We start from the raw sequence: 20037 nt of genomic DNA, 5'->3' as shown, positions 1-20037 counted from the left end.
TGTGGTGTTTGATGTCGGAGTTAACCTGTTCAGTACCCAGTTTGATCTGGACCGGCAAGATGTGATTGATCGGGCCAAAGCTGCGGGTGTTGAAGGCATGTTACTGATCAGCAGTGACATAGCTGAAAGCCGACAGAATCAGCTTGAATGCAGCCGGCAAACCAACTTCTTTTGTACGGCTGGAGTTCATCCACATTATGCAGCCTCAGTTACAGCAGACGATATGCAGCAACTTAAAAGCTTGTTTCTGCATGACTGTGTAGTTGCAGTAGGGGAATGCGGACTCGATTTTAACCGGGATTTTTCACCACGTCAGACACAGATCAAGGTGTTCGAACAGCAACTGGATCTTGCTAAAAGCATAGACAAAGCAGTTTATTTACACGAACGGGATGCTTTTCCGACTCAATTGGCTCTATTAAAAGATCATCAAATACAGCATGGTATAGCACACTGTTTTACAGGCGATAAGTTACAAATGCAGGCTTATCTGGATCTTGGATTATATATAGGTATTACTGGCTGGCTGTGTGATGAAAGACGCCATGATCAGTTGGTTCAGGCATTAGGCTATTTGCCACTGGATAGATTACTCATAGAAACCGATGCCCCTTACCTGTTACCGCGAACTTTACAACAAAAACCAAAAAACAGACGCAACGAACCTATGTATCTGCCAGAAATAGCTCGCTACATAGCACAAGTCACTGGGGAGTCGGCAGAACACATCAGGAAAATTAGCTGGCAGAACAGCTGCAGAGTGTTTAACTTGCCACAGGACCTAATCCATGTTGATTAATGCGTTGCTGCTGCATTGGCCTGTGTTTCTTGCAGGAGTTGCCGCCGGCGCCGTCTTTAGCGGCCTGTTGGCCTGGCTGCTGTTCCATTTACAACAAAAACAATGGCAATTGAACGTTGCCGATCAGCTGGAAGAAAGCATTCAGCAACGTACCCTGGAACTCCAAATCACTCTGACCGAATTGGCTGATAAAAATAAACAGCTGGAACAGCAAAGCACCCGCGATGCTTTAACAACATTGCGCAACAGAGCCTTTTTTGATCAAAAGCTAAATGCAGAAATTAAACGTAGCCGCCGCGAGCGTAGCACTTTGAGTCTGTTAATGATTGATATCGATCACTTTAAAACCATCAATGACACGCACGGTCATCTGGTGGGTGATTTAGTCATTAAAGAGGTTGCCAGTTGCTTGCAACAGGAACTCAAACGCAGCACCGATCATTTGTGCCGTTATGGTGGTGAAGAGTTTGCAATTATTTTACCAAACACTGATAAAAACGGCGCCATGCTATTGGCAGAACAACTAAGGCTCTGTCTGGAGAACCAGCGTATTCAATATGAAGAGCTGGAATTGTCCGTTAGCATCAGCATCGGCTGTTACTCCGCAGTAGCTGAAATCAGCAGCGTCAGTGCAGATTATATTCAGGCCGCAGACACAGCTCTGTATCTGGCCAAAAATGAAGGTCGAAATAAGGTGGTATGTTCAGCCTTGTCTCACTCAGTGATCACAGAACAGGAGACTCCCGATGAGTCAGTTTAACGAATATTTCCCTGCCAGCCGCTTGCGCCGCATGCGCCAGTCGGATTTCAGCCGCCGCTTAATGGCTGAAAACCGTCTGACAGTAGACGATTTAATTTATCCTATGTTTATCGTTGAAGGTGAAAATCAGCGTCAGGCTATTCCGTCGATGCCAGGTATTGAGCGTTTGTCTTTGGATTTATTACTCGAAGAAGCAAAAGAATTGGCTGCTTTAGGTATTCCTGCTATTGCCATATTTCCTGTCACTGCTGCCGAAAAGAAATCATTGCTGGCCGAAGAAGCTTATAACCCGGATGCACTGGCACAACGTGCAGTGCGCCTATTGAAACAGCATGTGCCAGAACTGGGGGTGATCACCGATGTCGCGCTTGACCCTTTCACTACTCACGGTCAGGACGGCATTATTGATGACGAAGGTTATGTGCTGAATGATATCACCACCGACATTCTGGTGAAGCAGGCCTTGTCTCATGCAGAAGCCGGCGCTGACATAGTAGCCCCTTCAGACATGATGGACGGCCGCATTGGCGCTATCCGCTCTGCGTTGGAAGCTGAAGGTTTTGTAAATACCAAAATTATGGCTTACTCAGCCAAATACGCTTCGGCTTATTATGGTCCATTCCGTGACGCTGTCGGCTCTGCCGGTAACTTAAAAGGCGGGAATAAAAAGTCCTATCAGATGGACCCGGCCAATAGCGACGAAGCATTGCGTGAAGTGGCTTTGGATCTGGAAGAAGGTGCTGATATGGTGATGGTAAAACCAGGTATGCCATATCTGGATATAGTACGCCGTGTCAAAGACGAATTTGGAGTACCCACTTTTGCCTACCAGGTCAGCGGCGAATATGCGATGCATATGGCTGCTATTCAAAATGGCTGGCTAGCCGAAGAAGCCATAGTGATGGAATCTTTGTTGGCTTTTAAACGTGCTGGCGCTGACGGCATTCTGACGTATTTTGCGAAAAAAGCAGCTATTTGGTTACAGCGATAAAACAATAGCCAGAGCAAAAGCTCTGGCTTTTATTCTACAGCCAGTTGCCAGCCTGCCTGATGCTGATACATCACTTCCTGTTCCAGCTCAGCGCGCATCAAAGGGTGATGATCGAGCCAACCTTCCGGCAAAGTTAAAGTCAGAGCTTCAGCTTGCGCTGTGATCTGCACTTCAGGCAAAACTTCATGCCGGCGACGCATCGACAAAATCACAGATAATCGCAATAAACGGGTTAGCCGCACAGCGAGCAGCACTGAGGTCATGGTTTGTCTGGACAGAATTTCTTTGTGGATATCGGCTCTGTGGTTATAGACCAAAGCCATCAGCAACTGCTGTTGGGCCCGGGTAAATCCAGGCAGTTCGGCATGGCTGATAATATAGGCGCCATGATGATGATGGTTTTTGTATTCAATCAACAAACCCAGCTCATGCAGTAAAGCACCAGAGCGCAACATAGCCAGACCTTCAAAACTGGCTAAATTCCATTGCTGATGCAACTGGTCAGCCAAAGTAGCGGCCATATCTGCCACCCGCTCAGCATGTTGCTGGTCAATGTAATAACGCACCATCATGCTTTGCATAGTGCGGGCCCGCACATCCTGATGTTGCAGCTGCGGCAACATGCTGTACAACACGCCTTCGCGCAAAGCCCCACCTGATAAGGTCATGCCGCTGATGTTAAGCACCCGGAATAAGGCAATGAGGATAGCTAAACCTGAAGGGAATACCTGTTTACGCTCTTGGGCTAAGCCGGGCAAATTCAGCTGGTCCATATGACCACAGGCCAAAGCCTGTTGCATGATGGCTTCCAGTCGCGGCAAAGTGATCACTTCATCTTTACCCTGACCTACTAAGATTTCCTGCATCGCCTGCACTGTGCCGGACGCGCCCACAGCATTCTGCCAGCCTTGCTGCAGATACTGCTCGCTGATTTTCAGAATCTCATGTTCCGCGGCAGCTATAGCGGCATTAAAATTAGCTTCGCTTAATTCGTTATTTTCAAAATAACGCTCGAGGAAAGTCACGCAGCCCATATTCAGACTAGACAATAAAATCGGCTGAAAACCCTGCCCCACCACTATTTCAGTGGAAGCACCGCCTATGTCGATCACCAGACGGTTCGAATCACAATTGGAGGTATGAGCTACGCCCAGATAAATAATACGGGCTTCTTCTTCGCCGGAAATCACCTGGATAGGCTGGCCTAAAATAGCTTCAGCTTCAACCAGAAAGGTTTTGACGTTACGGGCTAATCGAAGTGTCGCTGTACCAACAATACGGATATTGGCAGAAGGAATATCCTGCAGACGTTCAGCAAACAAAGCCAGGCATTCCCAACCCCGGGTCATGGCTTGTTTGCTTAAGACTAAGCTGTCGTTTAAACCTGCGGCCAAACGCACTTTACGTTTGACCCGGCCTATCACCTGGACGCTGCCACCAACCACTTTCACCATCAACATATGAAAGCTATTGGAGCCGAGATCGATCACAGCATAAATATCATTATGCTGTGTCGGTTTACCTGCGCCGTCCATAGACTTAGCGCGGGCGGTTACGTGGGTTTCTTGGCCCATTCTGATTAGGTCGTCCGCCGCTGCGTGCCTGACCCGGACGACGTCTGACCCGTGGTTTTGGCACGGTTAAGTCTTCCAGTAACGCAGAAGTATCGTATTGAGTGACAGGTATTGCATGACGGATATAGTCTTCAATAGCCGTCAGATTCAGTGCATAACGTTCACAGGCAAAACTGATGGCTTTACCACTCTCACCGGCGCGGCCAGTACGGCCAATACGGTGCACATAGTCTTCACAATCGTCTGGTAGGTCATAGTTAAAGACATGGCTGACCATAGGAATATGTAAACCTCGGGCGGCAACGTCAGTTGCAACCAGAATATCCAGTTTACCGCTGGTGAAATCCTCCAGAATACGTAAACGTTTTTTCTGGATCACATCCCCTGTCAGTAAACCAACACGGTGGCCATCGGCTTCCAACCAAGCGTGAATATCTTCACAGCAATGTTTGGTATTGGCAAAAACAATGGCTTTATCCGGCCACTCTTCTTCCATCAGCGTCAGCAACAACTTCATTTTGTGTTCGTCTGACGGATAGAATAATTCTTCAGTAATACGTGACCCTGTCATTTGTTCAGGTGCCACATGAATATGCACAGGCTGGTTCATCTGCTCAAAGGCCAATTCCTGCACCTTGTAAGACAAAGTAGCGGAGAACAATAAGCTCAAACGTTCAGTCACTGGTGGCATACGACGGAACATAAAACGGATGTCTTTAATAAAGCCCAAATCGAACATGCGATCGGCTTCATCCAGCACCACCACCTGAATTTGTGACAGGTCGTACAGGCCTTGTTTTAAGTAATCAATCAAACGACCTGTAGTGCCGATTAAAATATCTGCACCTTGTTCCAGTAATTGACGTTGAGAATCGTAACCTTCGCCCCCATAAATCAGAGCAAGCTTTAAGCCAGATGTTTTGGCCAGAGCCTGAGCGTCATGATGGATCTGAACAGCCAGTTCGCGCGTAGGAGCCATAATGATGGCACGAGGTTGGCCTTTAGCCTTAGGCTCGTGGGTTAACAAATGATGGAAAGTTGCCGTCAGAAAGGCAAGAGTTTTACCAGTACCTGTTTGTGCCTGGCCCGCAATATCTTTGCCAGCTAACGCAAGAGGCAAACATTGAGCCTGTATTGGGGTACAATGGTCATAACCTTGCGCGGCCAATGCGGCAAGAACCTGTGGTGCCAATGCGAAATCGGCAAATTTATGCTGAGTTAAGTGTGTTTTATTCATACGCGCTAAGCATAACCGTTACGCTTGCAATAAGAAACAGTCCGGATAAAATTGACAATACTTTTTTATAGTTATGCCCAAAGCAATTGGAGAATGAAATGAGTGAACATATTCTGCAGGTGTCAGACGACAGCTTCGAAGCCGACGTGTTAAAAGCTGCTGCCCCTGTCCTGGTCGATTTTTGGGCTGAGTGGTGTGGTCCGTGCAAAATGATTGCACCTATCCTCAACGAAGTAGCACAAGAATACGCAGGTAAAGTGACAGTGGCTAAAGTCAATATTGACCACAACCCAGGCACTCCACCAAAATTTGGTATCCGTGGTATCCCAACTTTACTGTTATTCAAAAACGGTCAGGTTGCAGCGACCAAGGTAGGTGCTTTGTCTAAAACTCAGTTAAAAGAGTTTTTGGACAGCAATATCTAAGTCCATCAGAAAAAAGGCGTATTTTTTATACGCCTTTTTGTTTTTTACGGCTGGACGACTGAAAATTATCCTGCTAATGTGTAACGCAGCAAAAAATCCCTGTAACCACGCTTTTCCGTTGACTAAACCTAAGCCTACTTCCTTTTAATCAGCGGCAAGCAATTTAATTCTGTTTGACCAACAAGAACCCATCATATGCATTTAACCGAACTAAAACTGAAGCCGATTAACGAGCTGGTTGATTTAGCCGAGTCTATGGGCCTGGAAAACATGGCCCGCTTACGTAAGCAAGACATTATTTTCGCCATCTTAAAATCCCACGCCAAAAACGGCGAAGAGATTTTTGGTGACGGAGTTGTTGAAATTTTGACCGACGGCTTCGGTTTCCTACGTTCCTCTGACAGCTCTTATTTGGCTGGCCCGGACGATATTTACGTCTCTCCAAGTCAAATCAGACGCTTTAACTTGCGTACTGGTGACACCATTTCTGGCTTAATTCGCCCGCCAAAAGAAGGTGAGCGTTATTTTGCTTTGCTGAAAGTGAACGAAGTGAACTTCGGTCGCCCAGAACAAGCCCGTAACAAAATTCTGTTTGAAAACTTAACCCCTTTGCATGCCAATTCTCGTTTACGGATGGAACGTGGCAACGGCAGTAAAGAAGACATCACAGCGCGCGTATTAGATTTAGCTTCTCCAATAGGTCGTGGTCAGCGTGGTTTGATTGTGGCGCCGCCTAAAGCCGGTAAAACTATTTTGCTGCAAAATATCGCCCAATCTATCGCAGCAAACTACCCAGAATGTGTGCTGATGGTGTTGCTGATCGACGAACGTCCTGAAGAAGTGACAGAGATGCAGCGATTAGTGAAAGGCGAAGTAGTAGCTTCAACCTTCGACGAACCAGCCAGCCGTCATGTGCAAGTTGCTGAAATGGTGATCGAAAAAGCCAAACGTTTAGTCGAACACAAAAAAGACGTTATTATTTTGCTCGACTCCATCACCCGTTTAGCCCGCGCCTACAACACAGTGATCCCAAGCTCAGGCAAAGTATTAACTGGTGGTGTGGACGCCAACGCTTTACACAAACCAAAACGCTTTTTTGGTGCAGCCCGTAACGTGGAAGAAGGTGGCAGCTTAACCATTATCGCCACAGCTTTGGTTGATACTGGTTCGAAGATGGACGAAGTGATTTACGAAGAATTTAAAGGTACAGGTAATATGGAATTGCACCTGTCGCGTAAAATTGCAGAGCGTCGAGTGTTCCCAGCTATTGATTTCAATCGTTCAGGCACCCGTCGTGAAGAACTGCTGGCGTCCTCTGAAGAATTACAAAAAATGTGGATCCTGCGCAAAATCCTTAACCCAATGGATGAAACTGACTGCATGGAATTCCTGATCGATAAACTGTCTATGACCAAAACCAACGACGAGTTTTTCGAAGCCATGAAACGGCAAAAAAATAGTTAACCCCCCAAAACCGGCCTAGTAGCCGGTTTTTTTTATGTGAGAAAACACAGATGACAACCCCGCAGATCGTAGTTATTGGTGGTGGAGCTGGTGGACTGGAACTGGCGACCCGCCTTGGTAATAAATTTGGCCGTAAAGGAAAAGCGGCAATTACCCTGATAGACAGAAACCCTACTCATATCTGGAAACCTTTATTGCATGAAGTGGCGACAGGCACATTGGATGTCGATATTGATCAGGTGACCTATCGTGCTCATGCCAGAGCCCACGGCTTTGACTTTCAGTTGGGTACTTTTACCGGTCTGAACAGGGCGGAACGACAGGTCACTTTAGCTCCTGTACTGGACGAAAGTGGCGAGGTTGTGCTGGAAGAACGTCGTATTCATTATGATTATCTGGTGCTGGCCATTGGCAGTGTGTCGAATCACTTTAATACCCCAGGTGTGCAAGAGCATTGTATTTTCCTCGATAGCCCGTCGCAGGCTAACCGCTTCCACCGTCGTTTGCTGGAAGCCTATTTAAAGCTGAACTCGCCTTTGCATCCGAAAGAAAACCTGAATATCGCCATAGTAGGTGCAGGTGCGACTGGGGTTGAACTGGCCGCTGAATTACACCATGCTGCAGCTGAGCTAAACTCGTACGGCTTTAACGATATGAAACGCGATCGCTTAAAAATTTCCGTCATTGAAGCCGGTCCTCGTATTCTACCAGCCCTGCCGGAACGTATTGCTGCGGCAGCGCACAAAGAATTGCTCAAACTGGGTGTAGATGTTCGGGTCAGTACCAAAGTCACAGCAGCGGATGAACATGGCCTGCAACTGGGTGATGAACATTTACAGGCAGAACTGATGGTGTGGGCTGCAGGTATTAAAGCACCAGATTTCTTAAAAGACTTAGATGGTTTAGAAACCAACCGTATTAACCAGTTGATGGTATTGCCTACATTGCAAAGCAGTGTCGACAGCCAAATTTATGTGATTGGTGATTGTGCAGGTTGTCCACTGCCAGATAACAAATGGGTGCCACCACGGGCTCAATCAGCACATCAAATGGCCAGCCATGTTGCGAAAAATCTGACAGCGGCCTTAGCAGGTAAGGCTCAGTCGGCTTATCAGTATAAAGATCATGGCTCACTGATTTCGTTGAGCCGTTTTGGCACTGTCGGTAATCTGATGGGCAATCTGGTTGGTGGCGCTATGATGATTGAAGGCCGTATCGCCCGCCTGGCTTATATATCGCTGTATCGCATGCACCAGGTGGCGTTACATGGTTGGTTCCGCACACTAGTGATTTCGGTGATAGGTAAAATCAACAAAATCATCAGACCTCGGTTAAAGTTGCATTAACGCCAGACTAGAGGTCACTAAACCGGGTTTCAGCCTGCTCTGGTACAAAAAGCCGGGTTTGCTGAAATCCGGCATAGTGCGGCTCCAGTAACTGCCGTTCCTGCTCGGAAAACCAGCGATACATCGCATTTTTATACTCAGGTTGTTGCTTTAAAGTATTCAAGGCCTCATCAACATCCTTAATCCAACGTTTTCCTGTTTCTGTTTTAGAGCAACTGACATAGGTATAAGAAAAACCTGGAATATCGGCAATAGGTCTGAACTCCAGCTTGATATCCTGACCTGCTTCTATGCTGAAATAACGTAAGCGGTTTGGATAGTCCACCACATAATCTACCCGCTTAGCGGCCAATAGCTGTGCGGGGTTCATGGTGGTCATCGAGCTACTGCCCAGATTACTGCCTGCTTTATCAATTTGTGCAGCAATTACGGCAGGATAAGCTCTGTCATTTTCAATCAGGCCTAGTAACTCCGGGCTTTTCACCAGTGTGCTCATTTGCACGGCCTGCTGAGGGTCGAAGGTTTTCAGTTTGCTATCTTGCTGCAGGCTATTGACAGCAAGATTAGGTAATAAACCTGCTGGCTGAGAAAAATAAGTACGCTTATCCCGATCTTGCGTATAACGCAAACCAAAGGTGCAGTGGTTTTCGCTGGTGGTCGCAGAGACTTTGACGATACGGGCCAAATGAATTTGATGGATCTGATGGTGATACTGCGGTAATGCGTCAATAAGCAGCTTAAGCATTAAGTCAAAGGAGCCCTGGCCAGCATAAATCCCTTCACTGATACGATAGGGTGGCCAATGGCTGGTATACCACTGCATCACAGGTTGAGCAGACACAGTGAAAGTCCATAACAGCATTAAGATACAACTACTTAACTTCTTCATCCAGCCTCCATGCAAAGAAGCCAGTACAGTAGCAAATGCCTTTCATAGCAACAAGATCGTTCGTCGCAAGCTGATGACCTAAACAGAATCTTTCAGGTCATCAGATCTTTTGATTATTAATCAATCACTAAGTGGATAATTGGATCGATTGTCACTGCTGTTGCTTCAATAGTTAAAGCGGCCAGATACTCATTTTTGGCGTGCTCTGCAGCTTCCGTTGTATCAGCATGAACCCGGGCTAATAGATCACCTGCAGCCACTTTTTCGCCCAATGCCTTCACATCGCTGAACCCCACCGCCATATTAATCACCTGATCTGGGTGAGCACGACCACCGCCCAAACGCACTACCGCCATACCAACAGCAGTGGTGTCGGCTTTATTCAGATAACCAGCCACAGGGGCTTTGATATCCAGCACCACTTTGGCTTTAGCCAGATACAGCTCTGGTTTTTCCAGTAAATCTGCTGGCCCACCTTGAGCCGCCACCATTTTACTGAAAATTTCAGCAGCTTTACCTGAAGTCAAACTTTGCTCCAAAGCTGCAATAGCGCTGGCTTTATCGTTAAACAAGCCACCTAACTGCAACATGCTGGCACCTAATTCTAAGGTGACCTGATGCAAACGGGGCTCGCGGTATTTTCCTGTCAGATAATCCAGAGTTTCCAGTATTTCCAGCGCGTTACCTGCGGTAGCGCCCAAAGTCTGGTTCATATCTGTTAACAAAGCCTGAGTAGGTACACCAGCCCCTTTGGCCGTATTGACAATACTTTTCGCTAAAGCAGAAGCATCGGCGACATTTTTCATAATGGCGCCTGAGCCAATTTTCACGTCCATCGTCAAAGCCTGCAGACCGGCGGCCAGCTTTTTCGACAAAATAGAAGCGGTAATCAGCGGAATAGACTCGACAGTGGCAGTGACATCACGGATTAAATACAAGCGACGGTCAGCAGGCGCTAGCTCACCACTTTGCGACACGATAACGCAACCTTGTTGCTTCACCAGTTGTTGAATTTTATCCAGAGGTTGCTGACACTGATAACCTGGAATGGCTTCCAGTTTGTCGATAGTGCCACCGGTATGGCCTAAACCACGGCCAGCAATCATCGGCACATAAGCACCACAGGCCGCAATCATAGGGGCCAGCATTAAACTGACTTTATCCCCTACTCCACCGGTACTGTGTTTATCCACCACAGGACCATCCAGCATGGATGTCCAATCCATCACAGCACCTGAATGCTGCATAGCGCGGGTTAACGCTACAGTTTCTGCTGTACTCATGCCATTCAGATAGATAGCCATAGCAAGGGCTGCCGTTTGGCCTTCACTAAAACTTTGATCCGTTAAACCACGGACAAATTGTGCGATAGCAGCTTCTGTTAAAACACCGCCATTACGTTTTTGTTTAATAATTTCCTGAGGTAATAACATTATGTACTCCAGACTCAGAATTTTTTGCTATTGGCCAGAAACAACGGCGTAAAAGCGCTGGGTAATAATTGTTCCAGTGTCCATTCCTGTTGTTGCTCTAAATGATTGCAGCTACGCACCGGGCTGTCTGGCGTGAAAAATTCCGCTATGACTTGCCGACAAATACCACAAGGGGGGGTGAGCTGATCTTGCGGGGTGTACACCATAAGGCCAACAAACTGACGTTCACCCGCCACCACGGCAGCAGCTATCGCATTGCGCTCAGCACAAATAGTACCGCCATAAGAAGCATTTTCCACATTACAGCCAGAGTAGATTTTGCCACTGCTGGCCTGAACTGCGACACCTACCGGGAATTTACTGTAAGGCGCATAGGCCTGTTCAGATGCTGCCTTCGCAGCGCGGGCTAATTCGGCCCATTGAATACTTGTAGTCATAGTTTAAATTTTTGCAGGTCATACGGCCTTAGGTTATGCGCCTAAAGCCGTTCAGAATCAAGAGCAAGCCGATCAAAAAACAAACAAATGCAGCAAAAAAGTTAAATTCGCACTGGTTTTGAGTGTTTTTTATGCAACAAATAGCTGAAATAACTGACGGTGCCTAACAGCCAGACCGCCAGTATAGGGATCAGCCAGTAAGCTGTGGCTATACCTACTTGTTGTGCAGCTAAGCCTGTGCCTAAAGCCGCAGCCTGATAGCCAATAGAGCCACCAATATTGGCTAGGCCAGATAAGACTGGGCCATTATCACTATCCAGATCCATAGCAGCCGTTAGCATCAGCGGGAAAATAGCCCCTAAACCTAAACCTAAAGCAAAGTTACCCAGTTGCAATAAAGCCGGCACTGCAGTGATTTTCACTAACACAGCGCCACAAAAGGCACAAAGCACCAGAATCATCAGTAACTGAGCGCTGGTAAACCAACGTAAAAACAGCGAAAAACTTAACCGGCTCAGCACCATACCACCGGTAAAAAAGGCAAAAATTAAGCGGGACTGTTCGGTGCTTAAAGCTAAGCCTTGGCTGGCATAGGTGACAAACCAGTTGCCATGACCCCACTCAACTGCACCGTACCCAAACATCATTAAGGCCAAAGCAAAAAATACTGGTTTTTTCATCACCTGACGGTAGGACAAGCTGCCCTTCGCATGTGTCATATGAGCAGGGCTTTGATGAGTGCGACCTAAATACCATGCATAAGCCGCTGTACCTGCCAGCATTACCGCCAATAACCGTAGTGGCCAGCGCCAGTCTTCAACGCCCCAATACAACACCACCACATACAAAGGTGCAGCTAAAGTACCCAAGCTAAACATAAAATCCATAAAACCCATCATTCGGGCTCGTTTTTCGACATAAAGCCGGGCGATCAAGGTATGACCTATGGTAAATAATCCTGAGCAGGTTAACCCCAGAGTAAACACAAAAAACAGCAATACAGGCCAAAACTGTACCAGCGATGCTCCAACAATCAGCACCACTAGTATCAGTTGCAGCACGGCAAAAAGCGGCACAAATTCAAACTTCTGTACATATTTACCGCCTAAAAAAGCGCCGGTAATGGAGCCCAGTGACATACAGGCAAAAAACAAACCACTGGCAGCGGGCGACATCTGCAACTGCTCCATGATGTCGGGCAACAAAATACCCCACAAAATACTGAGTAAACCCAATAACATAAAACTTAAATACACCAGTATCGTCACTTGCCGCTGATACATGGATTCTCCTAAAGTAAAGACGTCAATGAAAAAGCATCCGCATCCAGATAAGCCGGAAACTTTTGTTTAAATTGTTGTAAAGCAGTCAGATTCAGCTCTGCTGTCACCACTCCATTTTGGCTGAAGGCCAGTTCCGCCAGAATCTGTCCTGAATAATCCACCACCATACTGTCACCACTGTAATTCAGGCCGTTGCCATCCAAACCGATACGGTTGCAACCCACTACATAGGCCTGATTTTCCATAGCGCGAGCCTGTAATAACGTGCGCCACACCTGGCGCCGTGGTTCTGGCCAGTTCGCCACATAAATTAGTACGTCGTAATCTTGCTGATTGCGGGCGAATACCGGAAAACGTAAGTCGTAGCAAACCTGCAAACAAAACCTGAATCCGAGGTAAGAGACAATCACCCGCTCTGAACCCGGCTGATAATGCTGCTGTTCACCCCCCATCCGAAACAGATGGCGTTTGTCGTAAAACTGCACCAAACCACAGGGCGTCACAAACAATAATCTGTTAAAAATCTGACCTTCGACTGAAATAGCTACTGAACCACATATGGCAGCATCTGCACGCTTAGCCTGCTGCTGCATCCATTGTACTGTAAGGCCTTCCATAGTTTCAGCAATACGCGTTGAATCCATGCTAAAACCTGAATTAAACATCTCAGGCAATACAAAAAGCTGCACATCTTTATGCTTTTGGATTTGCTGTTCAAAATTCTGGAGGTTGGCTGCACTGTTCTGCCAGACCAGTTCGGACTGAATTAACGCAACACGGATAACTGACATAAAATCTCCGTCGCCAAAGTTAAAGTCTGAGGCTCTTTGGCAAAACAAAAGCGGATTATACGCTGACTGGGCGGCTGACGGTAAAACACCGATAACGGAATCGCAGCCACTTTGTGCTCCCGGGTTAACCACTGACAAAAAGCCACATCATCCAAATCACTGAAAGCACTGTAGTCGGCCAGCTGAAAATAACTGCCACGGCAAGGCAATAAAGACCAGGCTGAATGGGCCAAACCTTCTCTAAATTGATCGCGCTTCTGCTGATAAAAGCTCGCCAACTCATATACCTCATCTGGCTGCTCAATCAACAGCTGAGCTATCGCATGCTGCGCCGGTGTGAAACTTGAAAAGGTGACATACTGGTGAATTTTTCGAAATTCCGTCGTCAACTCAGCTGGCGCCACGGCATAACCCAGCTTCCAGCCTGTGACATGAAAAGTTTTGCCAAAAGACGACACCACCATTGTACGTTCAGCCAATTCGGGGTATTGGTTGGCACTTAATTGCGGCGTTCCATCAAAGACTAAATGCTCATACACTTCATCGCTGATGCAATACAAACGGTGCTTTAACACCAGCGCCTGCAGCGATAACCAGTCCTGATGGCTAAACACAGCTCCAGTTGGATTATGTGGGCTGTTGACAATAATCAGCCGTGTTTTTTTACTGATTTGTTTTTCCAGTTGAGCCCAATCCACCTGATACAAAGGCGGCAACAAAGGCACATGCACAGTAAAGCCGCCAGCCAGTTCGACTGCTGGCTGGTAGCTGTCATAAGCAGGATCAAAAACTATGACTTCGTCGCCGGAGCGGACTAATGCCTGAATAGCAACAAACAAAGCCTCTGTGGCACCGCTGGTGACTGTGATTTGCTGATCGGCACAGACTGCTCGCTGATAACAGCGTTGCACTAAAGCTGCTATTTGTTGCCTCAGCACCAGCACTCCAGGCATAGGTGCATACTGATTCAACCCCTCACGGGCTGATTCGGCCAGCAATTCAATCAAACGCGGATTGGATGGGAAATCAGGAAAACCCTGAGATAAATTAATAGCCTGGTGTTCTGCCGCAAGCTGTGACATCTGGCTGAATATGGTTGTGCCTAAGGAGGGTAATTTACTTTGTAACTTCATAATAGAATCTCACTGCCGCACAAAAACAATAGAAAACTGACTGGCCTGATAATGGAACGAATGCTATCATCCAGACAGTTTCATGTGTAGACGTCTAAACATCAAGATGAACCAATCTATTCAAACGAATCAGTTAAACCCTTATGCAATCCAGCTCTGTACCTTAGGTCGCTGGATAGCTCAACGTCAGTGGCTACCTGCAGGCAGCGGACTTTTTTCTGTTCGCACCTCTGAGCATAGCGCGCTTTTCACAGCACCAGATAAAGATAAAAACGAACTAAGCCCTGCCGATTTGTTTTCGTACGACTGGACCCGCCAAAATCAGTCAGATACGGCAATAGCTATCCATCAGTTTTTGTATCAGCAAAGCCCGCAACATAAGGTGATACTGCAAACTCACGGCCTGCAAGCTACGGTTTTTTCGCGTTTAATCAAAGCTGACCAACATCTGTTTGTAGGTTATGAGTTGCAAAATGTAGTAGCAGTCTCAGAGCCGCAACGCAGCTGCTGCCCTTTGGCTATTTTAGACCCACAAGCGACAGAATTAACTCTGCAGGAATTGCACCAACGCTTTGAGCGGGGTACTCTTGCTCATGCTTTTTTAATTCGTGGACATGGCTTATATGTCTGGGGAGACACCATAGACAACGCAAAACGGCATCTGGAGGCATGGCAATTTTTGATTGGCTGCGAACTGGAACGAATCAAAGCAAGTTGTCATTTTAATTAATAAAACAGACGCTATACTCAGCACTAGTGTTTTGACTGGCAACAACGCACCACATTAGTGCAAAGCTGACCGTCCTCGGTTCAATTTGCATATTGAACAATTAAAAAACCTTTTATAATCAATGCCATGAACTTGTGGTTCCATTTTTGCTTGAGTTCTGTGTCTTTGGTAACAATTGTGAATTCCTATGGCCATACATAGTTCGATGCGCGGCCTACGCTGTTTTTGTGTCGCCGCCGACTGCTTAAGTTTTAAAGAAACCGCCCGTCAGTTGTATCTGACCCCTTCAGCTGTTAGTCATCAAATTAAACAACTGGAATCAGAGCTTGGACTGGATTTATTTCTGCGCCAAACCCGCTCTGTAGAACTGACTCCGCAGGGAAAAGCTTTTTATCAGGCCTTGCTGCCGTTAATGAGAGAGCTGGAGCAAACTTTACGCACTTTTAGCCTGCAAAAAAATCCAACTGAAATCAGTATTTCGATGCCTGAGTTTTTTGCCAGTGAGTTATTTGTACCAAAGCTGGTGGGCTGGTCAGAACAGCATCCGGATATCAACCTGAAAGTGGAAACGATAAAATCGCGGCAGGATCCGGCCAAACACACTGATCTGCAGATTTTATTAGCCAGTAGTAGACCTACAGACAAAATAGCCCACGAGCTGTTTCCTATTAGTTATGTACCAGCCTGCAACCCTGCTTTGTATCAGCAGTTGGATGGATTAGGCTTTGATGCCTTAACCAAAGTGCCTTGTCTGGTGCATCAGGCCAGGCCCTGGTCCTGGCATCAATGGGCTGAGCAACTTGAATTGGAAGTCTTTACCCCTAAGCAAGTGATCCAGCTCGACAGCATGTTCAGCGTAGCTCGTGCAGCGCAGCAAGGTTTAGGCATAGCATTGGTGCCTTGGCCTATCAGCCACTCCTGGTTTGCCAGCGGCAGCTTAAAACGTTTGTTTAGTGAAGAATTGGAAAGCCGGGATAAATATTATCTGGTGCAACACGAAACCGACCCGAACAAACCACAGATCCAACTGCTGGTGAATTGGATCTTGCAAAGCTTTCAGCGCGCATTTTAACTACCCGTTACTCTGAACCCCGCCTCGTTTTTTATATCTGTTGTTACCTACAGGGATGTAGGTAAGAGCTGACCCCAGGCCCAACATCTCTGCTGCAAGACAGCCGCGAAACACTGCCTATCAACTTCAGGTTACATTTTTTGTCGCACCACAGATGAATTTTGCTCATCTATCAGGTGGATTTATATCCTTTGTCAGTTCGTCAGGAACTTTCTAAAGTAAGCACAGTGCAGTGAACAACCTGCACTTTGAAATGAAATTACTGATGAGTACTGGAGAGTAAATTATGAAAGCGACATCCCTTAGCTTTGGCAAAAAAGTAGCAGTGATGCTGTTGGCCTCAAGTTCTTTTGTCGCCAGCGCAGCCACCAGCGGATTTAAGATGGTATTGATTGAAGATACCCCTGGCGTGAGCAAAATTAAAGCAGGTCTGTATCAGGATGGCGTTGCAGAAGCAACAGCTGCAACAGACAAGCAAGCAGACTCGTTCAGTAAGCACATGAGCTTGTGTGTGGCATACACCCACATGGCGGAATTTAAACAGGCAGAGCAAGCATGCAGTTCAGCCATTTATGCCGCCCGTCGCGCCGAAGGCTCCGACAGCAGCTACAAACGCGAAATGCGCTCATTTGCTCACACTAACCGTGGTGTCGCCCGTTTGATGGGGCAAGATCCTGTTGCAGCTTTAGCTGATTTTCAACAGGCCACTACGCTGGAGCAAAGTGAAATTAACCAACACAACCTGGCGCTTTTAAATGAAAAAATGAAAGCCGTCAGCCCTGTGTACACAGCGTCAACATTAAATGTGACCAACTAGGTATTGTCATCTAACGGCTCTAAACTGGGCGCTTTACTAGCGTAAGTGCCCGGATTTAGGAGGAGACAGATATGTCATTCCATATACCGCAGGATCACGATGTTCACCACCATTGGCTGAACTGGTTGTTACAACACTGGTCTTTTTACCGACAGATTTCGGTAAGCCAGTGGGATATTGAAAACGAAGATTTTTAGCAGTAATAAGGTCTTGTTGTAGCGATGCCTGGCTTCCCCGGCCAAAGCATTCAACGAAGATCTGACCTCACTGTGAGCAGACAAATCGCCTCCCCTGTCAGGTTTGTCTGCTTTTTTCTTTGCCCCGTCGTACTTGCAGCCATAGCGTCGTCGACTGCGCGCTTTCGCCCAAGTCGCATAGTGAACTATGCTCCATGGGACTCAATCCCTTGTCGCCTCGCTCTGACAGCAATTACTTAGGGGGTTCCCCGCCGACTTGCAGCCATAGCGTCGTCGACTGCGCGCTTTCGCCCAAGTCGCATAGTGAACTATGCTCCATGGGACTCAATCCCTTGTCGCCTCGCTCTGACAGCAATTACTTAGGGGCTTTCCCGCCGACTTGCAGCCACACGGGCGGGGATAAACCCACGCCCCTACAGTTGACAGCCTGCTTTATCTTCTTGCATGCAACATCAATCAGCCTGGCTATAGTTTTTCCGTATTTAGCTGTCATAATATGCTCAACTTGAGTTAGAGAGAAATTCCTATGCGCGTTTGTGGTGTTGAAATGAAAGGCAGTGAAGCCATTTTATGTTTGTTGGCTGCCAATAACGGCCTGTTTGATATTCCGGACTGCCGCACTGTGCGTTTGCCGCTGTTAAAAGATCAGGACAGTGAGCAAATGAAGAAATTCCAATTTGTTTTTGCCAAACTGGCTGAAGACTACAAAATCGATACTTTTGTGATTCGGGAAAGACCACAAAAAGGCAAGTTTGCCGGTGGAGCTGTAGGTTTTAAGATGGAAGCTGCACTGCAGTTATTACCTGATGTCAAAACTGAAATTCTGACCAGCGCTTTTATAAAAGAGCAACTGTCACGTCATCCTGTGCCTGTTGACTTTAAAGAAACAGGCTTAAAAGGTTTTCAGGAAACTGCTTTTATCACCGCCTACGCTTACCTGGCTAAGTAATACCCGTCATCCTTGAAGCTGCAGTTTTGTTGACTGCGCTCCTTCGCCCCAGTCACATAGAGGTCTATGTTCCTGGGGTCTCACTCTCTTGTCGCCTTACTGCAACTCCAATGATTTAGGGGAATACCCGTCATCCTTGAAGCTGCAGTTTTGTTGACTGCGCTCCTTCGCCCCAGTCACATAGAGGTCTATGTTCCTGGGGTCTCACTCCCTTGTCGCCTTACTGCAACTCCAATGATTTAGGGTATGCAGTGTATTCTTTGGCCTTTAAGTTTTAACCCTTGCGCTTTAAAAGGTAGGCCTTTAAATCCTGCTTTACTTCCGGCAATAACAAATACAACGCCAGAATATTCGGTACCGCCATTAAAAAGATCATCGAATCGATAAAATCAAACACCGCCAGCATATTAGGCACAGCCCCAATAGCCACCACACAACAAAACAGTATTTTAAAACTACGCTGGGTAAAATCGCTGTGGCCAAATAAATAAGTCCAGGACTTCAGGCCATAAAAAGACCAACTGACGACAGTGGAATAACCAAAGAGCAGCAATGCGACCATCAGCACCAGCGGAAACCAGTCAAAGACGGAACCAAAAGCAGCGGACGTCATTTGCACACCATCCAGACCAGGCTGCAGATAAACGCCGCTGACCACTATCACTAAGGCGGAAATAGTACAAATGACGACAGTGTCGATAAAAGGCTCCAACAAACCAACAAAACCTTCAGACACAGGATCTTTAGTGCGGGCAGCTGAATGCGCTATAGGCGAGGAACCAATACCAGCTTCGTTGGAATAAGCAGCGCGGCGAAAGCCCTGAATAATGACACCTATCACGCCACCATAAGCAGCTTCAGGCGCAAAAGCGCTTTTCAATATGGTCCAAATGGCCGCCGGAATAGCGTCAAAATGCATAGCCAAAAATACAAATGCCGCCGACAAATAAATTGCGCACATCAAAGGCACTAATTTACTGGTGACACGGGCAATACTTTGAATGCCGCCCACTATGACCAGGCCAACCAAAAATGAATAAATGAGGCCAAACACCCAGGCGTTATCAAAACCTGTCACCAGTTTGACTTGCGAAAAGCCCTGATTCACGTGGACAAAACCGGCCGAACCAAAGACACAGGCAATAGCAAAAAAGGCGGCTAAAAAACTACCGACCCGGGGCAAACCGTATTTATCCAAAGCCGCTTTGATGTAGTACATAGGGCCACCCGAAGTGCTGCCATCGGCGTTATAGACCCGGTATTTCACCGCCAGCGTGCATTCGACAAACTTAGTGGTCATGCCCAAAAAGCCAGCCACTATCATCCAGAAGGTCGCTCCAGGCCCACCCAAAGCTATGGCTACAGCCACACCAGCAATATTGCCTGTGCCCACTGTGCCGGATAAAGCCGCAGACAAGGCCTGAAACTGAGTGATATCGCCTTTGTCGGTTTTATCGGCGTAATCGCCACGCACCACCCGTATCGCATGGCGAAAACCACGGATATTGATAAACCCCAGATAACAGGTAAAGACAATAGCGCCCAGTACCAGCCAAAGCACTGTGACAGGTAAAGCAGCACCGTTAATAGGAATGGCATAAAACACTAGTGAGGCAATGGCAGAACTTAACCATTCAAAGGCCTGCTGAAAACTAAAATCGGACATAGACACGCACCTTGGTATTTTTATTTTTACCGCCTGTTATATAT

General features: G+C 47.0%; 20 protein-coding genes. 11 read left to right on the top strand and 9 right to left on the bottom strand.

The features are described from left to right. Nucleotide 1 precedes the first annotated feature (1 nt). The 3 genes from EK374_RS00610 to hemB are packed head-to-tail and all read left to right on the top strand — an operon-like array spanning nucleotide 2 to nucleotide 2550. The gene (locus tag EK374_RS00610) at nucleotides 2–799 is read left to right on the top strand and encodes a TatD family hydrolase (RefSeq protein WP_233280299.1); all 798 of its coding nucleotides are present in this window, start codon (nucleotides 2–4) and stop codon (nucleotides 797–799) included. Then, entirely contained in the window at nucleotides 789–1559 is a 771-nt protein-coding gene (locus EK374_RS00605; protein ID WP_127019195.1) for a GGDEF domain-containing protein, read from the top strand. The genes EK374_RS00610 and EK374_RS00605 overlap by 11 nt, the downstream gene beginning before the upstream one ends. Then, nucleotides 1546–2550 (top strand): porphobilinogen synthase, encoded by a 1005-nt coding sequence (hemB, locus tag EK374_RS00600; protein ID WP_127019193.1) that lies wholly within the window; start codon nucleotides 1546–1548, stop codon nucleotides 2548–2550. Before EK374_RS00605 ends, hemB begins: the two co-directional genes overlap by 14 nt. A 29-nt stretch (nucleotides 2551–2579) precedes the next feature. On the opposite strand, the gene gppA is transcribed toward hemB, so the two are convergent. Together gppA and rhlB are read right to left on the bottom strand one after the other, a co-directional pair. After that, the gene (gene gppA, locus EK374_RS00595; RefSeq protein ID WP_325049692.1) at nucleotides 2580–4124 is read right to left on the bottom strand and encodes a guanosine-5'-triphosphate,3'-diphosphate diphosphatase; all 1545 of its coding nucleotides are present in this window, start codon (nucleotides 4122–4124) and stop codon (nucleotides 2580–2582) included. Then, nucleotides 4090–5361, bottom strand: a complete 1272-nt coding sequence (gene rhlB, locus EK374_RS00590; protein ID WP_127019191.1) for an ATP-dependent RNA helicase RhlB — start codon at nucleotides 5359–5361, stop codon at nucleotides 4090–4092. Before rhlB ends, gppA begins: the two co-directional genes overlap by 35 nt. Nucleotides 5362–5459: 98 nt before the next feature. Between rhlB and trxA the strand changes: the two genes are divergently transcribed. From trxA to EK374_RS00575, 3 genes are all read left to right on the top strand, one after another. Further along, the gene (trxA, locus tag EK374_RS00585; RefSeq protein ID WP_046518974.1) at nucleotides 5460–5786 is read left to right on the top strand and encodes a thioredoxin TrxA; all 327 of its coding nucleotides are present in this window, start codon (nucleotides 5460–5462) and stop codon (nucleotides 5784–5786) included. A gap of 195 nt (nucleotides 5787–5981) precedes the next feature. Further along, complete coding sequence (gene rho, locus EK374_RS00580; protein ID WP_046518973.1) at nucleotides 5982–7250, top strand: transcription termination factor Rho; 1269 nt, start codon at nucleotides 5982–5984, stop codon at nucleotides 7248–7250. A 50-nt stretch (nucleotides 7251–7300) separates the two neighbouring features. Next, nucleotides 7301–8596 carry an NAD(P)/FAD-dependent oxidoreductase gene (locus EK374_RS00575; RefSeq protein ID WP_127019189.1) on the top strand — a complete coding sequence of 432 codons (1296 nt, stop codon included), beginning with the start codon at nucleotides 7301–7303 and terminating at the stop codon, nucleotides 8594–8596. A 7-nt stretch (nucleotides 8597–8603) separates the two neighbouring features. Here the strand turns inward: EK374_RS00575 and EK374_RS00570 are convergent, their stop codons facing one another. From EK374_RS00570 to EK374_RS00545, 6 genes are all read right to left on the bottom strand, one after another. Continuing rightward, nucleotides 8604–9485 carry a TIGR02285 family protein gene (locus tag EK374_RS00570; protein ID WP_127019187.1) on the bottom strand — a complete coding sequence of 294 codons (882 nt, stop codon included), beginning with the start codon at nucleotides 9483–9485 and terminating at the stop codon, nucleotides 8604–8606. 116 nt (nucleotides 9486–9601) lie between these two features. Then, nucleotides 9602–10918, bottom strand: a complete 1317-nt coding sequence (gene deoA / locus EK374_RS00565) for a thymidine phosphorylase (RefSeq protein ID WP_127019185.1) — start codon at nucleotides 10916–10918, stop codon at nucleotides 9602–9604. A 14-nt stretch (nucleotides 10919–10932) separates the two neighbouring features. After that, entirely contained in the window at nucleotides 10933–11355 is a 423-nt protein-coding gene (locus EK374_RS00560; protein ID WP_127019183.1) for a cytidine deaminase, read from the bottom strand. Nucleotides 11356–11456: 101 nt separating this feature from the next. Continuing rightward, nucleotides 11457–12638, bottom strand: a complete 1182-nt coding sequence (locus EK374_RS00555; RefSeq protein WP_127019180.1) for an MFS transporter — start codon at nucleotides 12636–12638, stop codon at nucleotides 11457–11459. 8 nt (nucleotides 12639–12646) lie between these two features. Then, nucleotides 12647–13429, bottom strand: a complete 783-nt coding sequence (locus EK374_RS00550) for an amidohydrolase (protein WP_127019178.1) — start codon at nucleotides 13427–13429, stop codon at nucleotides 12647–12649. Beyond that, nucleotides 13405–14562, bottom strand: coding sequence for a methionine aminotransferase (locus EK374_RS00545; RefSeq protein ID WP_127019176.1), 1158 nt, complete (start codon nucleotides 14560–14562; stop codon nucleotides 13405–13407). The genes EK374_RS00550 and EK374_RS00545 overlap by 25 nt, the downstream gene beginning before the upstream one ends. A gap of 82 nt (nucleotides 14563–14644) precedes the next feature. On the opposite strand from EK374_RS00545, the gene EK374_RS00540 reads away from it, so the two are divergent. The 5 genes from EK374_RS00540 (at nucleotide 14645) to EK374_RS00525 (ending at nucleotide 18327) form a co-directional block, all read left to right on the top strand. Then, entirely contained in the window at nucleotides 14645–15292 is a 648-nt protein-coding gene (locus tag EK374_RS00540) for a class II aldolase/adducin family protein (protein ID WP_233280298.1), read from the top strand. Between the two features lie 187 nt (nucleotides 15293–15479). Continuing rightward, the gene (locus tag EK374_RS00535) at nucleotides 15480–16364 is read left to right on the top strand and encodes a LysR family transcriptional regulator (RefSeq protein ID WP_127019174.1); all 885 of its coding nucleotides are present in this window, start codon (nucleotides 15480–15482) and stop codon (nucleotides 16362–16364) included. 286 nt (nucleotides 16365–16650) lie between these two features. After that, nucleotides 16651–17181 (top strand): tetratricopeptide repeat protein, encoded by a 531-nt coding sequence (locus EK374_RS00530; protein WP_206099257.1) that lies wholly within the window; start codon nucleotides 16651–16653, stop codon nucleotides 17179–17181. Nucleotides 17182–17252: 71 nt separating this feature from the next. Next, nucleotides 17253–17378 (top strand): hypothetical protein, encoded by a 126-nt coding sequence (locus EK374_RS20980; protein ID WP_267898323.1) that lies wholly within the window; start codon nucleotides 17253–17255, stop codon nucleotides 17376–17378. 526 nt (nucleotides 17379–17904) lie between these two features. After that, entirely contained in the window at nucleotides 17905–18327 is a 423-nt protein-coding gene (locus EK374_RS00525; RefSeq protein ID WP_127019173.1) for a DUF3010 family protein, read from the top strand. Between the two features lie 274 nt (nucleotides 18328–18601). On the opposite strand, the gene EK374_RS00520 is transcribed toward EK374_RS00525, so the two are convergent. After that, nucleotides 18602–19993, bottom strand: a complete 1392-nt coding sequence (locus EK374_RS00520; protein ID WP_127019171.1) for an alanine/glycine:cation symporter family protein — start codon at nucleotides 19991–19993, stop codon at nucleotides 18602–18604. Nucleotides 19994–20037: the final 44 nt, after the last annotated feature.

Source organism: Rheinheimera mangrovi (assembly GCF_003990335.1).
In the GTDB taxonomy this organism is placed as follows: Bacteria; Pseudomonadota; Gammaproteobacteria; order Enterobacterales; family Alteromonadaceae; genus Pararheinheimera; species Pararheinheimera mangrovi.
This window is presented reverse-complemented; position numbering and strand designations above follow the sequence as displayed.